General features: G+C 63.2%; 7 protein-coding genes. 6 read left to right on the top strand and 1 reads right to left on the bottom strand.

Features of this window, described 5'->3' with window-relative positions:
• Positions 1-365 precede the first annotated feature (365 nt).
• Complete coding sequence (rpoB, locus tag HMPREF1478_RS01640) at positions 366-3,842, top strand: DNA-directed RNA polymerase subunit beta (RefSeq protein WP_016460337.1); 3,477 nt, start codon at positions 366-368, stop codon at positions 3,840-3,842.
• A gap of 15 nt (positions 3,843-3,857) precedes the next feature.
• Complete coding sequence (locus HMPREF1478_RS01635; protein WP_016460336.1) at positions 3,858-7,760, top strand: DNA-directed RNA polymerase subunit beta'; 3,903 nt, start codon at positions 3,858-3,860, stop codon at positions 7,758-7,760.
• Between the two features lie 541 nt (positions 7,761-8,301).
• On the opposite strand, the gene HMPREF1478_RS10790 is transcribed toward HMPREF1478_RS01635, so the two are convergent.
• Positions 8,302-9,348: a putative endonuclease domain-containing protein gene (locus tag HMPREF1478_RS10790; RefSeq protein ID WP_232207401.1), complete on the bottom strand. Its 1,047-nt coding sequence runs from the start codon at positions 9,346-9,348 to the stop codon at positions 8,302-8,304.
• A gap of 770 nt (positions 9,349-10,118) precedes the next feature.
• On the opposite strand from HMPREF1478_RS10790, the gene HMPREF1478_RS01620 reads away from it, so the two are divergent.
• From HMPREF1478_RS01620 to HMPREF1478_RS10780, 4 genes are all read left to right on the top strand, one after another.
• Positions 10,119-10,589, top strand: coding sequence for a DUF4190 domain-containing protein (locus HMPREF1478_RS01620; RefSeq protein ID WP_016460334.1), 471 nt, complete (start codon positions 10,119-10,121; stop codon positions 10,587-10,589).
• A gap of 439 nt (positions 10,590-11,028) precedes the next feature.
• Entirely contained in the window at positions 11,029-12,477 is a 1,449-nt protein-coding gene (locus tag HMPREF1478_RS01615; RefSeq protein WP_016460333.1) for an LPXTG cell wall anchor domain-containing protein, read from the top strand.
• Between the two features lie 349 nt (positions 12,478-12,826).
• Positions 12,827-14,596 carry a glycoside hydrolase family 3 C-terminal domain-containing protein gene (locus tag HMPREF1478_RS10785; RefSeq protein ID WP_016460332.1) on the top strand — a complete coding sequence of 590 codons (1,770 nt, stop codon included), beginning with the start codon at positions 12,827-12,829 and terminating at the stop codon, positions 14,594-14,596.
• On the top strand, positions 14,593-15,777 hold the full coding sequence (locus tag HMPREF1478_RS10780; RefSeq protein ID WP_016460331.1) for a glycoside hydrolase family 3 N-terminal domain-containing protein: 1,185 nt from the start codon (positions 14,593-14,595) through the stop codon (positions 15,775-15,777). The genes HMPREF1478_RS10785 and HMPREF1478_RS10780 overlap by 4 nt, the downstream gene beginning before the upstream one ends.
• Positions 15,778-15,977: the final 200 nt, after the last annotated feature.

The raw sequence follows: 15,977 nt of genomic DNA, 5'->3' as shown, positions 1-15,977 counted from the left end.
CTGGCAAACAGGTAAGTATGTCGAGGATCGCCAAGGTCGCCAGTAAAGAAATATGACGGAAAGTCAAGGCGTATCCGTGGGTCGTCGGTTCAAGCCCGACTTGGGGCACCATCATCCCAGCCCGGGTATCGCCAGCATCGCGCCCGACGAACCAGCTGGCCACGGCCTCGTTCCCGTGAAACCCTGCACATATCACATCCTGCCTTGACTCGCGATGCGACTCACGGTAGCCTGAGTATTTGCGCCTTATCATGCCCGAGGTGACCCGTATCCAGCCGTCGTAACAGGCGCTTGACGGACCAGGACGCGTCAGATAATGGGTGATAAGGCAGCGTGCGCACCGTTCATGCAGGGAAGGATCCCCTTTGGCTGCCAACAGCACCGCCAAACAGCCCAAGCACCGCATCTCATTCGCTAAGCTTCGTGAACCCCTCCAGGCCCCCAATCTGCTGGGCCTGCAGGTCGAAAGCTTCGACTGGCTGCTGGGTAACGACGCGTGGAAGGCCCGCGTCGAAGCCGCTCAGGCATCCGGCCGTAACGACGTCCCCGACGTCTCCGGCCTCGAAGAAATCTTCCACGAGATTTCCCCCATTGAGGACGTTGCAGGCACCATGAGCCTGTCGTTCCACGACCACCGCCTCGAATCCCCCAAGTACTCCATGGAGGAAGCCAAGGCGAAGGACTACACGTACTCCGCACCCATGTACGTGACCGCCGAGTTCATGAACTACGAGACCGGCGAAATCAAGTCCCAGACCGTGTTCATGGGCGACTTCCCGCTCATGACCCCCCGCGGTACCTTCATCATCAACGGCACCGAGCGTGTCGTCGTCTCCCAGCTCGTGCGTTCCCCCGGCGTGTACTTCGAGAAGCTCTCGGATCGCTCGTCGGACAAGGAGACCTTTGGCGCGAAGATCATCCCCTCGCGCGGCGCATGGCTCGAGTTCGAGATCGACAAGCGCGACACCGTCGGCGTGCGCATCGACCGCAAGCGTAAGCAGTCGGTGACCCACTTCCTCAAGGCCATCGGCATGACCGAATCCGAGATTCGCGACACCTTCGCCGACTACCCGGTCCTCCTCGAGACCCTCGAGAAGGACACGGTCGCCACGCAGGAAGAGGCCCTGCTCGACATCTACCGCAAGCTGCGCCCCGGCGAGCCTGCGAACGTCGACGCCGCCCAGACGCTGCTCAACAACTTCTACTTTGACTCTCGTCGCTACGACCTGGCCAAGGTCGGCCGCTACAAGATCAACAAGAAGCTGGCCATCGAAGCCGACCCCAAGGCCTCGACCCTGTCCCTCGAGGACATCGTCGCGACCGTCAAGTACCTCCTCGCCCTGCACCAGGGCGACAAGACCTTCGCCGGCACCCGCAATGGCGAGCCCGTCGAGGTTCGCGTTGAGGTTGACGACATCGACAACTTCGCCAACCGTCGTATCCGCGCCGTCGGCGAGCTCATCCAGGGCCAGGTCCGCACGGGCCTCGCCCGCATGGAGCGCACCGTGCGCGAGCGCATGACCACCCAGGAGACGGACTCGATCACGCCCCAGACGCTGATCAACATCCGCCCCGTCGTGGCCGCGATCAAGGAGTTCTTCGGAACCTCCCAGCTCTCGCAGTTCATGGATCAGAACAACCCCCTCGCCGGCCTGACCCACAAGCGCCGTCTGTCGGCCCTGGGCCCCGGCGGTCTGTCCCGTGACCGCGCGGGCATGGAAGTGCGAGACGTCCACCCCTCGCACTACGGCCGCATGTGCCCGATCGAGTCCCCTGAAGGCCCGAACATCGGCCTCATCGGCTCGCTCGCGACCTTCGCGCGCATCAACCCCTTCGGCTTCATTGAGACGCCCTACCGCGTCGTCACGGACGGCAAGGTCACCGACGAAATCCGCTACCTCACCGCGGACGACGAGAAGGGCCACTTCATCGCCCAGGCCTCGTCGCCCCTCGAGGCCGACGGTTCCTTCGCCGAGCACGACGTCCTGTGCCGTGTCGCCGGTGAAGACCCGACCCTGATCGCCCGCGATCGCGTCGACTACATGGACGTGTCCGCACGTCAGATGGTGTCCGTCGCTGCGGCGTTCATTCCCTTCCTGGAGCACGACGACGCGAACCGAGCCCTCATGGGCGCGAACATGCAGCGTCAGGCCGTGCCGCTGCTCGCCACGGAAGCCCCGCTGGTCGGCACCGGCATGGAGATGCGCGCCGCGCACGACTCCGGCGAAATGATCCTCGCCGCCCACTCCGGCGTCGTCTCCGAGGTCTCCGCGGACCTGATCGTCGTCTCCACGGACGAGGGCGGCCGCGACTCCTACCGCCTCGAGAAGTTCGAGCGCTCCAACCCCGGTAACTGCACCAACCAGCGCGTTATCGTGGACGAGGGCGACCGCGTCGAGGTCGGCGACGTCCTGGCCGACGGCCCCGCCACCTCCAACGGCGAGGTCGCGCTCGGCAAGAACCTGCTCGTCGCCTACATGTCGTGGGAAGGCCTCAACTACGAGGACGCCATCATCCTGAGCCGTCGCGTCGTGGAAGAGGACATCCTCACCTCGATCCACATCGAGGAATACGAGGTCGACGCCCGCGAGACCAAGCTCGGTGAGGAAGAAATCACCCGCGATATCCCCAACGTCTCCGAGGAATCCCTCGCCGACCTGGACGAGCGCGGCATCATTCGCATCGGCGCCGAGGTCACCGCAGGCGACATCCTCGTCGGCAAGGTCACCCCGAAGGGCGAGACCGAGCTGACCTCCGAAGAGCGCCTGCTGCGCGCCATCTTCGGTGAGAAGGCGCGCGAGGTGCGCGACACCTCCCTGCGCGTCCCCCACGGCGAAGAAGGCATCGTCATCGGCGTCCGCGAATTCAACGACGACGAAGACGACCTCAACCCCGGCGTCCGCCAGACCGTGCGCGTCTACGTCGCCCAGCGACGCAAGATCACGATCGGCGACAAGATGGCCGGCCGTCACGGCAACAAGGGCGTCGTGTCCAAGATCCTCCCGGTCGAGGACATGCCCTTCCTCGCCGACGGTACGCCCGTCGACATCATCCTCAACCCGCTGGGCGTCCCCGGTCGAATGAACGTCGGCCAGGTGCTCGAGTACCACCTCGGGTGGCTCGCCCACCAGGGCTGGGACGCCTCGGCCGCTGTCGAGGCCGGCGAAGAGTGGGCGGCACACCTGCCCGCCGACGGTATTAAGACCAAGCCTGGCACCCACGTCGCCACCCCCGTGTTCGACGGCCTCGAGGCCGACGAGCTCGCGGGTCTGCTGCGCAACGTGAACCCGAACCGCGACGGCGACGTCCTCACCAACTACGAGGGCAAGGCGCGCCTGTTCGACGGCCGCTCCGGCGAGCCGTTCCCGTACCCGATCTCGGTGGGCTACACCTACATGCTCAAGCTCCACCACCTGGTCGACGACAAGATCCACGCCCGCTCTACGGGCCCGTACTCGATGATCACGCAGCAGCCGCTGGGCGGTAAGGCCCAGTTCGGCGGCCAGCGCTTCGGCGAGATGGAGGTGTGGGCCCTGGAAGCCTACGGCGCCGCCTACGCCCTCCAGGAGCTGCTGACCATCAAGTCCGACGACACCACCGGCCGCGTCAAGGTGTACGAGGCCATCGTCAAGGGCGAGGACATCCCCGAGCCCGGCATCCCCGAGTCCTTCCGAGTCCTCATCCAGGAAATGCGCTCGCTGTGCCTGAACGTCGAAGCTCTCGACGCGGCCGGCAACGTCATTGACCTGCGTGAGCAGGACGAAGACTTCAATGCGCGTGAGGACCTGGGCATCACTCTTGATGCTCGTCCGAACGCTGCGGCGACCATCGATGCGATCTGATAGGGAGAGATAACTTTGCTGGACGCCAAAACGTTCGACAGCCTGAAGATCACCCTGGCCACCGGCGACGACATCGCCGTCTGGAGCCACGGTGAGGTCAAGAAGCCGGAGACCATCAACTACCGTACGCTCAAGCCCGAGCGCGACGGCCTGTTCGGTGAGCAGATCTTCGGCCCCACCCGCGACTGGGAGTGCGCGTGTGGCAAGTACAAGCGCGTGCGCTACAAGGGCATCATCTGCGAGAAGTGCGGTGTCGAGGTCACTCGCTCCCGCGTCCGCCGTGAGCGCATGGGTCACATCGACCTCGCCGCCCCCGTCACGCACATCTGGTACTTCAAGGGTGTTCCCTCGCGCCTGGGCTACGTGCTCAACCTCGCGCCCAAGGACCTCGAGAAGGTCATCTACTTCGCTGCCTACATGATCACCGAGGTCGACGAAAAGGGTCGCCACGAGGATCTGGCTGAACTGCGCGCCGAACTCGAAGTGCAGAAGAAGCAGATGGAGAACAACCGCGACGCAACGATCAACGACTTCGCGGAGCAGCTCGAGTCCGATATCGCCGCCCTGGAAAAGGACGGCGCCTCGCAGGCCGAGCGCGAGCGCGCTCGCAAGCAGGGCGAGCGTGAGATGGCCAAGATTCGTCGCCGCTTCGACGGCGACATCGAAGGCCTCGAGGCCGTGTGGGAGCGCTTCAAGGACCTCAAGGTCGGCGACCTTGAGGGCGACGAGCGCCTCTACCGCGCGATGGTGGCCCGCTACGGCACCTACTTCAAGGGTGACATGGGCGCAGCCGCCATCCAGAAGCGCCTGGAGACCTTCGACCTGGAGGCCGAGGTCGCCGCGCTGCGTCAGACCATCGCCTCCGACTCCGGCCCGCGCAAGGCCCGCGCCATCAAGCGCCTGAAGGTCATCAACGCCTTCGTCGCGACCGGCAACTCGCCGGCCTCGATGGTCCTCACCAAGATCCCCGTGATCCCGCCGGACCTGCGCCCCATGGTTCAGCTGGACGGTGGCCGCTTTGCGACCTCCGACCTCAACGACCTGTACCGTCGCGTCATTAACCGCAACACCCGACTCAAGCGTCTGCTCGAGCTGGGCGCCCCCGAGATCATCGTCAACAACGAGAAGCGCATGCTTCAGGAGTCCGTTGACGCTCTCTTCGACAACGGCCGCCGCGGCCGCCCCGTTGCGGGCCCGGGCAACCGTCCGCTGAAGTCGATCTCGGACATGCTCAAGGGTAAGCAGGGTCGTTTCCGTCAGAACCTGCTCGGTAAGCGCGTCGACTACTCGGGTCGTTCCGTTATCGTCGTCGGCCCGCAGCTGCAGCTGCACCAGTGTGGTCTGCCCAAGCAGATGGCCCTGGAGCTGTTCAAGCCCTTCGTCATGAAGCGCCTGGTTGAGAAGAACTACGCGCAGAACGTCAAGGCCGCCAAGCGCAAGGTTGAGCGTCAGCGCCCCGAGGTGTGGGACGTCCTCGACGACGTCATCCGCGAGCACCCCGTGCTGCTCAACCGTGCACCTACGCTGCACCGCCTCGGCATCCAGGCGTTCGAGCCCCAGCTGATCGAGGGTAAGGCTATCCAGCTGCACCCCCTCGCCTGTGGCGCGTTCAACGCTGACTTCGATGGCGACCAGATGGCTGTTCACCTGCCGCTGGGCGCTGAGGCGCAGGCCGAGGCCCGCATCCTCATGCTGTCGACGAACAACATCCTCAAGCCCTCCGACGGCCGCCCCGTGGCCATGCCGTCGCAGGACATGATCATCGGTCTGTTCCACCTGACCTCGAACCCCGACCCGTCGGTCCCGGTCGAGAAGGACGAAGACGGAAACCCCGTGATTCCGTACTTCTCCAGCCAGGCGGAGGCCCAGATGGCGTTCGACGCCGGCAACCTGGACCTGAACGCGACCGCGCGCATCCGCTTCGCCGACGGCACCGTGCCGCCCGAGGGCTGGGAAGCCCCCGAGGGTTGGGAGAGTGGCGACGAGCTGATCCTCGAGACCAGCCTCGGCCGCGCGATCTTCAACGAGCAGCTGCCCACCGACTACCCGTTCGTCAACGAGGTCGTCGGCAAGAAGCAGCTCGGCAACATCGTGAACACGCTGACCCAGCGTTACCCGAACGTGCTCGTGGCGGACTGCCTCGACGCGCTGAAGTCGGCAGGCTTCCACTGGTCGACCTGGTCGGGTATCACGATCGCGTTCTCCGACATTCAGGCCTCGCCGCGCAAGCGCGAGATCCTGGCCCGCTACGAGGCCAAGGCCGCCGAGATCGTCGAGCAGTTCGAGACCGGTATCATCCTCGAGGAAACCCGCTACGAGGAGCTCGTCAAGCTGTGGCTGCAGTGCACCGAAGAGGTCGCGGAGGACATGCGCGCGAACTTCACCGAGCGTAACACCGTGTACCGCATGGTGAACTCGGGCGCCCGTGGTAACTGGTCGCAGGTTCAGCAGATCGCCGGTATGCGTGGCCTCGTGTCGGACCCGAAGCAGAAGCTGATCGAGCAGCCCATTAAGGCGAACTACCGCGAGGGCCTGACCGTTCTCGAGTACTTCATCGCCACGCACGGCGCCCGTAAGGGCCTGGTCGATACGGCTCTGCGTACCGCCGAGTCGGGCTACCTGACCCGTCGTCTGGTCGACGTCTCGCAGGACGTCATTGTTCGCGAGGCCGACTGTGGCACCCGCGCCGGCCTGAAGATCGACATCGCTCACAAGAACGAGTTCGGTGAGTGGGAGGCGTCCGAGACCATCGAGACGACCGCCTACGCCCGTAACCTCGCCCGTGACGCGGTGAACGAGGCCGGAGAGGTCGTCATGCCCGCGGGCACCGACCTGGGTGATGACCAGCTCGCCGAGCTGGTTGCCGCCGGCGTCGAGCAGATCGTCTGCCGTTCCGTCCTCACCTGTGAGTCGCAGGTCGGCACCTGTGCGGCCTGCTACGGCCGTTCGCTGGCCACCGGCAAGCAGGTCGACATCGGCGAGGCCGTCGGCATCATCGCCGCCCAGTCGATTGGCGAGCCCGGCACGCAGCTGACGATGCGTACGTTCCACACCGGTGGCGCCGCCTCCGCTGCGGATATTACGCAGGGTCTGCCCCGTGTTCAGGAACTCTTCGAGGCCCGTAGCCCGAAGGTCGAGGCGAAGATGAACGAGGCCGCCGGCCGCGTCCACATCGACGACGAAGACCCGAGCGCGCGTAAGGTCGTCATCACCCGTGACGACGGCAAGGAAGACCTGGTCATCGAGGTCTCGCGTCGCCAGAAGCTCCTCGTGTCCGAGGGCCAGCACATCGAGGCCGGCACCCCGCTGACCGAAGGCCAGCTGGATCCCAAGGAAATCCTGCGCATCATGGGCCGCAACGTGGCTCAGAAGATGCTCGTGGACGAGGTTCAGAAGGTGTACCGCGACCAGGGTGTGGGCATCCACGCCAAGCACATCGAGGTCATCGTCCGTCAGATGCTGCGCCGCGTCACCATCCTGGAGCCCGGCGACACGACGTTCATGCCCGGCGAGCTCGTCGACCGCATGGCGTACCTGACGCAGAACCGTCGCGTCGCAGCCGAGGGCGGCCAGCCCGCCTCCGGCCGCCAGATGCTGATGGGTATCACGAAGGCGTCGCTGGCCACGGATTCGTGGCTGTCGGCCGCGTCCTTCCAGGAGACCACCAAGGTCCTGACCGAGGCCGCCATGAACGGCAAGTCGGACTCCCTGGTGGGCCTCAAGGAGAACGTCATCCTCGGTAAGCTCATCCCGGCTGGCACCGGCCTGTCGCGCTACAACGACGTCATCGTCGAGCCGACGGCTGAGGCCATGGCGAACTCGAACTACTCCGAGGCCGACTTCGGTGACGGCTCCGTGTCCGAGGACTTCCTCGACGCGCTGGGCGCCATCGACTTTGGCATGAACTTCCGCGAGTAATCGGGATCGTTCACCTGTGAGGGCCCCGGCCTCGTCCGTGCGAACGCGACGAGGCCGGGGTTCTTTGCATGCTTGGGATCGGCTGGTGCGTGTGGTGGGGGAGCGTGGCTGGTGCCCGCGGATGCTCGCTGTCAGAAGCGCCAACAGGGGAACCCCGGCCGCGAACATGTGCGACGAGCCGTGCGGCGAGATGACGAGCCTGATGGCTGGCAGGCTGCGCCCGTCGATGCGCACGTTGGCCGCGAGACGTGCACATGGGCCCTTTGATTCGCACGTTAACCGCTAGATGTGCGCGTGGGCGACGTTGCCCACGTGCAAGTGATCGGGTTTGCGTGCGTATGAAGCGGTTAACGCGCGGGTTATCGGGCACAGTGCGATGGGGCAGCGCGTCGTGCGGCAGATACGGCCGGGTGTCATTCCGAAACTGAAGGTGTCGCTGCGCGCAGACGAGTATGGAAAGCCAGGTACTGCTTTACAGGTGGACTTTCCTCCGATGATGACGACGGTGGTGTGGGTAGAAGTGAATCTCCGCAGTGCTCTCCTACTTGAGAGTCCTTTGTGTGCGGGGTACATGCTGTTGTCGGGGCTCTGCCCACAGGCGGAGTGATTGCTGCGTTAGCGGCAGGTGCTCGATCTGTATCTGTGCTGCGATGTTCGTTCGGAAGGTAACGAGATCCTCCGTATCGTGCCAGCGGACGCGTATGACCCTCCACCCCGTGTTGGTCAGATCGTGCTGACGGGCGAGCCACTTACCGGTGTTCTCGCGTACTTCCTGCTCGGTGTCTCCGAACTTCTTGCGGCCGTCGGGTTCAATGATGACCTTGAGATCAGGGAGAACGATATCCCCGAAATAGATGTGGTCTTCGACCGCGATCGGGAACTGGGTAACGACGCGACCCGAGTACAGGCTTTTGATGATCCATAGCACCGTGGCCTCAAAAATGTTGTCGCATCCGCCGTCCGTTGCTTCGATGAGTGCCTTGGCGCGAGGAAAACCGTGGTGGCTGGAGAAACGTGAGAGTTCTTCAAGCATCTCGAGCCGAGTCTGCTCGCATCGACGTCGTGACTCTTCTAGCTTGAATCTGTCGAAATGCGTGAGAACATGCGTCGCCATGCATAAGGCAACGAAAGCATCGCGAGGTTGCTCATTGAGGGCGAGACGGACGACGGCCTCAATGGGAGATTCTGCTTCAAGGCCGCCGATGTGCACGATTGTGCGTGGCGGCCTGCTTCGACTGATAACCGGAGTACTGGGGACGACTGTTTGACGGTGTCGCACCGCAGGAAAAGGACGAAGGTGGAGGACCGTCTTGCTCGGCCATGCCTCGATCCATGAATTCGTTGACCAGGTCGGAATACCGTGAAGCAGTAGGGAGCTGTTCCCGGTGAAAACCACGCGTTGTGTGGACTGGTAGTCGAGTGCATGCAGACGTGCGATGTTGATACTCCGCCAGATTTCCCACGGCTGGGCATTGTGGTCACCGTGCAGACGCACGCGGTATCCACGGCGAATCACTAGGACATCCGGGTCATCAACGATATTGCGAGGACTGTGTCGGTGCGTTCTGAAAGTCTCGAGAGTGATCATGTGCTTGGTATATATCCCAGAGGAAGAGGAGTGCCAGCAGAATTTAGGCGTCTGTGGATAACTGTTGTAGTGCGCCGTTGCCTGTGGACAGACACTCTCACTAGCTGATTCGATGCCAATTGATCAGTCTGTCACTCGCGATCGCGCCCTGCGAAGAACCCGTAAAGGCGTGGATGTGCGCGTGGGCCCATTGATTCGCACGTTAACCGCTAGATGTGCGCGTGGGCGACGTTGCCCACGCGCAGGTGGTCGGGTTTGCGTGCGTATGAAGCGGTTAACACGCAGGTTATCCGGTTTGCGTGCGAGTTGGAAGCAAGGTCGGGGTCTTTGTATGCCCGGGCGCGGCTCCTGGGGCAGCCGGCTCGCGGGGGGAGTGGTGGGCGCGCGCTGCGCAGCGGACCGAGACGCTGTCGAAGGCGAGAGTGTGCGACAGATTGTGCGCCCAATCCGACAGAACGCACGAGGTCCCACATGAGGCGACCGACCGTGCAGTTGAATAGGGGGAATGAACTGCGCCCAGGGGTTTTCTGCATGCCAGAGGCTGCTCACCTGAGCGCCGCCACCAGCCTGCCGGTGAATGGTCGCCCAGTCTTCACCCGAGCCTTGCACCAAGTTAACTTTTTAGCCACATAACCCATAGACCATCAAAGTGCTCGACATTTCTACTTGTCAGAGCTTTCAAGCACATAGAGTATCCTTTGGAAAGGTGCGCCACCTGCGGGTGCTGCGCTTACGGATATTCACCAACCACATACGAAATGAGGACTTTCATGTCTGAAAACACCCCGCACCCGGTTGCACCGCAGCAGCCGCAGTTCACTCAGCAGGCACCCGCCGTACAGCCCGCATCCGGCCCTGTTGAGGCACCGAACAAGAAGAAGTGGGCGGCAGTGACCGCACTGGTTCTGGGCATTATCTCCGCCCTGACCGGCATCTTTGTCATTGGCTCGTTCCTGACCATCCCGACCATTATTTTCGCTGTGATCGCTCTGGTTATGGTCAAGAACGGCACCGGCAAGGGTAAGGGCATGGCGATTGCCGCTCTCGTGCTGGTTCTGGTGGCATATATTGAGACCTTTGCTTTCTTCCAGATTCGTGCGGCGAACCTTGAGAAGTCTAACCGAGAGGCTCGTGAGGTTATCCAGAAGTGCGAAAACCACGAGCCCGGCTATTACATTACTGAGGAGAACGGTAAGCGTTACTGTAACGCTGGCGGCTGGGTCTACGAGATGGATAAGTAAACCGGCTCTTCCGAGTTGAGTGTGGGTGACCGGTTGTTGGTCGGGGGTTGCAGGTAGAGGTCGAGGTCCTTGATGATGAGCGGCCTTCTACCCCCGCTGTCGTCAAGGACCTCGGGCGGTGTCTCACCCTACCTGCTGCTGCTCCGTGTCCGAGGACTTCCTCGACGCGCTGGGCGCCATCGACTTTGGCATGAACTTCCGCGAGTAATCCGGTTTGTGACCGCTTGGGGCCCCGGCCTCGTCCGTGAAAACGCGACGAGGCCGGGGCCTCTTATCGTGTCTGCTCGCTTGCCCTGAGCGCGTCGGGGATGCCTCACGGCGGCGCAGATCAAGCACCAGCGGCGACGGTCGAACATGACAAGTTCAACCATTTGGAAAGCTGGCGCGCGGATGCTAGATTGGCCGCACACTATCCATAAACGCTTAAGGATGTCCTCTCATGCGCCTGTCCAAGAAACTGGTCATTGCTGCGCTCGGCTCCGCGACCCTCGTTCTCAACCCGTTGGCGGCCCTTGCGGCTGGTCCCACGATTGAGGATACGGACGGACCGCTCGTTCGGATTGCCATCTCCGACACGCTCAACTGCTCGATCAACTACAAGGGCGATAGATACAACGAGTTCTACAACGGTAACTCCACTACGGATCCAGCCGACTGTGGAACGTTCCTCGCTGTAGGATCTGAGCTCTTCGGTCCGGGGGAGCTGAATTCGCGTCAGGCACGGTCTATGAGTGCGATCGCCTGGACGCCGGTCTCGCAATCCAAGTCAGGAATGGGCACTCAAGCCGATCCGTGGGTCCTCACGACTGTCGTTCGCGGCGGTGGATTCGAGATTACGCAGACGGACACCTACTCCACGGGCAATGACTTCTACGCGACGACCTCGTCGGTGAAGAACATTTCGGATGCCGCTCAGGACTTTACTCTCTACCACGCGGCGGATTGCTACCTCCAGGACGATGATTACGGCTTCGGCGAGTACGACGCGAACACGGGGACGGTCATCTGCCGAGCGAAGGATCCGGAAACCGGCGGGCATTCGGATCGTGGCCGAGTCGAGCAGTTCGTCCCGACGACCGCCGGTTCGAACTACTACTACGGTGGCTTTTACGAGGTCTGGGATAAGCTCAAGGATCGTGCGCCGCTGCCCAACATGCTCGCGTACGCAGATTCCAACCGAGATAACGGCATGGCTGTGAGCTGGACTCGTACGCTCGAGCCGAATATGACGGCCGACTACTCTCTCATCACCTCCTTCTCGCCGAAGGGCCAGGTCGCGCTGTCCTCCGCGACATGCGCCGTCGCCCAGCCGGGCGCCGACTCCACCGCAACGCGCACCATCGGCGTGACGATCACGAACCCGAACCGTGATGTCAAGTCGGTTCAGACGGTCATTGCGACACTGTCGGACGATGCCACCTACGTTCCCCAGTCGGCCAGCGGCGCCCCCGAGCCGGCGGTCGCGGGCAAGGTGCTTACCTTCAAGGATCTGGAGCTTCCCCCCAACGGGTCGGTGAAGTTCTCGTTCCTTATCACCGGCAGCGCTGAGGTTACTCCGCTCGTGAAGATCTCGGGGACGACGACGAGTGGCGCAGCCATTGCCGAGTCCGATACCTCGGCGTCTTCGACGTGCGATTTCCCCGAGCTTCCGACTCCCGAGCAGTCCCAGCCGACTCCTGAGCAGTCCCAGCCGACTCCTGAGCAGCCGCAGCCCACTGTCGAGCAGTCCCAGCCGACTCCTGAGCAGCCGCAGCCCACTGGCGGCAAGAGCACTGAAGGCAACAAGCTTGCCAGCACTGGCGCAAACACCGGAGTTGCCATCGCGCTCGTCGGCCTGCTAGGCGTCGCCGGCGTCGGCCTCGTAGCAGCGAGGCGTCGCGCACGCTGATCGTAAATCCGGCCGACAACGGTACAGGGCCCGGTCCCCGCGAGGGGGCCGGGCCCTCGCGCATCCCCTGTGGCTATCCTCGTCGGTGGCGGGGAGAGTTGCTGTCCGCGTAGGCGGTGAAACCTGCGGGGCACCAGGCTGCCCATTCTGACAGATTGTGCGCCCAATCCGACAGAACGCACGAGGCCCCACGGCGCAGGGCCGACCGTGCGGTTGAATAGGTGGTGGCGGTTCCCATCTGCCCTCTGGTCTGCGGCGACCCATGTCTATGGAGACACAAACGGGGATGGAAAGGGAGCCGATCTGGCTCTGGGATGCAGGGTTTCGGAACTGAAAGAGGACATCAACAATGCTTTCCATCAACTGGTCTGATGTGTGGAAGATGGTTGAGTCGATCAAGGTCCCCTTGATCGTCATCGGCGTGGCGCTGGCGCTCGCCATCATCGTCTCCCTCGCTGTTTTCAAGATGGGCAAGCCTGCCCGCAAGCTCACGCGCTCGACGGCCTGGGTCGCGGCGCTCGTCGCGGTCGTCGTGGCCGTCGTGTCGATGATGTACGGCGGCTTCAAGACGGTGCTCGACCTGGCGGCCGGCACCGGTGCCCTCACGGACGCATCGAAGGCCCAGGTGGAAGATCTGGGCAACGATATTTCTGACGAGGGCATGGTCCTTCTGAAGAACAACAACGGTGCCCTGCCGCTCGCCAAGGGCTCCGCGATCAACGTGTGGGGCTGGGGGTCGACGAACCCGATCTACGGCGGCACAGGCTCCGGCTCGCTGTCGAAGGACAACCCGACGACCTCCCTCCTGGATGGCCTCCACAACGCTGGCTTCACCACGAACGATGAGCTGACGAACCTGTACACCTCCTACCGCGCTGAGCGCCCGGAGGTCGGCATGTTCAAGGCCGATTGGTCGCTGCCCGAGCCGACACAGGACAAGTACTCCGACGACCTGCTCTCCAACGCGGCTGCCTTCGGCGATACGGCGGTCGTGACGATCGCTCGCTCCGGCGGCGAGGGATTCGACCTGCCGCGCGATGTCAATAAGGAGATGGCTGACAACCCGTACTTCAGCTACACGAACAACTCCGATGAGTACACGGACTTCGAGGACGGCCAGGGCTACCTTGAGCTGACGCGTCCCGAGAAGGACATGATCGAGCTGGCGAAGAAGACGTCGACGAAGACGGTTGTTGTTATCAACGCTGCGAACGCGTTCCAGCTGGGTGACCTCCAGGATGACCCGGAGATCGACGCGATCGTGTGGGCGATCCCCGGCGGTCAGGTGGGCTTCAACGCGCTGGGCCGCATCCTGGACGGCGAGGTGAACCCCTCGGCGAAGACCCCCGACACCTTCGCGCGCGACATTAAGGCTGGTCCCTCGGCGAACAACTTCGGCGACTTCCAGTACACGAATATGACGGAGTTCGCCCAGGATGACCCCTTCAACAAGGGCACGCAGACGCAGCCGTCCTTCGTCAACTACAACGACTCGATCTACGTCGGCTACCGCTGGTACGAGACGGCGGCTGCGGAGGGCGTCATCGATTACGCAAACGCGGTCGTCTACCCCTTCGGCTATGGCCTGTCCTACACGACGTTCTCCCAGTCGATGGGCGATATCTCGGTCGACGAGGCCACGGGTGCCATGTCCGCGGATGTGACCGTGACGAACACGGGTCAGGTCGCCGGTAAGGACGTCGTGCAGATCTACGACAACCCGCCCTACACGGACGGTGGCATCGAGAAGGCTGCAGCTAACCTGCTGGCCTACGACAAGACCAAGGAACTCGCGCCCGGCGAGTCCCAGACGCTGACGGTTTCCTGGAACCGTGACGATCTCGCGTCCTACGATGCGACGAACGCGAAGGCCTACGTGCTCGAGGCCGGCGACTACAAGATCTCCGCGCGCTCGAACTCGCACGACGTCATCGATGAGAAGACGTACACGGTGGATGCGACGCAGACCTTCAACACCGCTGACAAGACGCACGATGGTGACAAGGTTGTGGCCACCAACCAGTTCGACGATGCGAAGGATGACATCATCTACCTGTCCCGTGCGGGCCACTTCGCCAACCTCGCGGCGGCCACTGCCGCCCCACGAACTTCGAGATGAGCGAGGCTGATAAGGCGAAGTTCCTCGCGAACTCGAACTACGACGCGGCGGCCGCTGACGCCGACTCCAATGCAACGATGCCGACCACGGGCGCGAAGAACGGCCTCGTCCTGGGTGATCTCGCGGGCCTCGATTACAACGACCCGAAGTGGGATCAGCTCCTCGACCAGCTGACGATCAAGGAGATGAACACGCTCATCTCCAAGGGTGGCTACGGCTCCCCGGCGATCTCCTCGATCGGCAAGCTGCGCGTGTCCGATGTGGACGGCCCTGCCTCGCTGAACAACAACTTCACGGGCGTCGGCTCGATCGGTCTGCCTTCCGCGGTCTCCGTGGCGGCCACCTTCAACAAGGAGCTCGCGCACTCCTTCGGTGACGCGATCGGCACGATGGCACACGACATGCAGGTCTCGGGCTGGTATGCGCCGGCGACGAACACGCACCGTTACGCATACGCGGGCCGTAACTTCGAGTACTTCTCGGAGGATCCGGTGCTGGCCGGCTCGCAGGTCGCCGAGGAGATCAAGGGTGCTCAGGCCAAGGGCGTGTACGCCTTCCTCAAGCACTTTGCCCTCAACGATCAGGAAACCAACCGCACGCATATGCTGGCGACTTGGACGAATGAGCAGGCGATGCGTGAGGTGTACCTGCGTCCCTTCGAGATCGGCGTCAAGGACGGCGGCGCGCACGCGATCATGAGCGCGTTCAACTACATCGGCCCCGAGTACGCGGGTGCGAACTCGGCGCTGCTGAAGAATGTCCTGCGTGACGAGTGGGGCTTCCGCGGCATGGTCCTGACCGACTACTTCGCCGGCTACGGCTACCAGAACGCCGACCAGATCACCCGTAACGGTGGCGACATGATGCTCGCGACGCTCGACATGCCGATCGCGACGGTGAACGTGCAGGATGCGGCGGGCGTGACCGCGCTGCGCACTGCCTCGCACGACATCCTCTACACGGTTGCCAACTCGTGGATGTACGAGAACGGCCAGCCCGAGGTCACCCGCAACGCGTGGGAGTACATCACCTGGGTGGTGGCAGGAATCCTGATCCTGTCGCTGCTGGGCCTTGAGGTGGTGGCGATCCGCCGCTACCGGACCCGCAAGGCGCAGGCCGTGATCACCGTCGAACCCAACGCTTCGATTGACGAGGCGGGGGCTGAGAATACGGAAGAGTGACCGATCCGGGATTGCCCGGACGGCGCGATCCTCGGGGGCGGTGAGTATCGCTGACCCGTGGGGGAGGGGCCCGCAGGCAAGCACCTGCGGGCCCCTCCGCGTCGCGAATAGGATGACATAACCGCTGAAGAACGCTGCAAGAGTGTCTCGGACGCGGCAGACATGTTCTCGGAGTGGAAAGACGAGCTACCCCAGTACTG

Origin of the sequence: Actinomyces sp. HPA0247 (assembly GCA_000411415.1) — a bacterium.
Taxonomy (GTDB): domain Bacteria; phylum Actinomycetota; class Actinomycetes; order Actinomycetales; family Actinomycetaceae; genus Pauljensenia.
Note: the sequence above shows the minus strand (reverse complement) of the source record. Positions and strands in the feature narration are given on the sequence as shown.

Excerpts from the sequence above, each read along its gene's own strand:
- HMPREF1478_RS10790 (WP_232207401.1), bottom strand. The coding sequence starts at position 9,348 with ATGATCACTCTCGAGACTTTCAGAACGCACCGACACAGTCCTCGCAAT.
- HMPREF1478_RS10780 (WP_016460331.1), top strand. The coding sequence starts at position 14,593 with ATGAGCGAGGCTGATAAGGCGAAGTTCCTCGCGAACTCGAACTACGAC.
- HMPREF1478_RS01620 (WP_016460334.1), top strand. The coding sequence starts at position 10,119 with ATGTCTGAAAACACCCCGCACCCGGTTGCACCGCAGCAGCCGCAGTTC.
- HMPREF1478_RS10785 (WP_016460332.1), top strand. The coding sequence starts at position 12,827 with ATGCTTTCCATCAACTGGTCTGATGTGTGGAAGATGGTTGAGTCGATC.
- HMPREF1478_RS01615 (WP_016460333.1), top strand. The coding sequence starts at position 11,029 with ATGCGCCTGTCCAAGAAACTGGTCATTGCTGCGCTCGGCTCCGCGACC.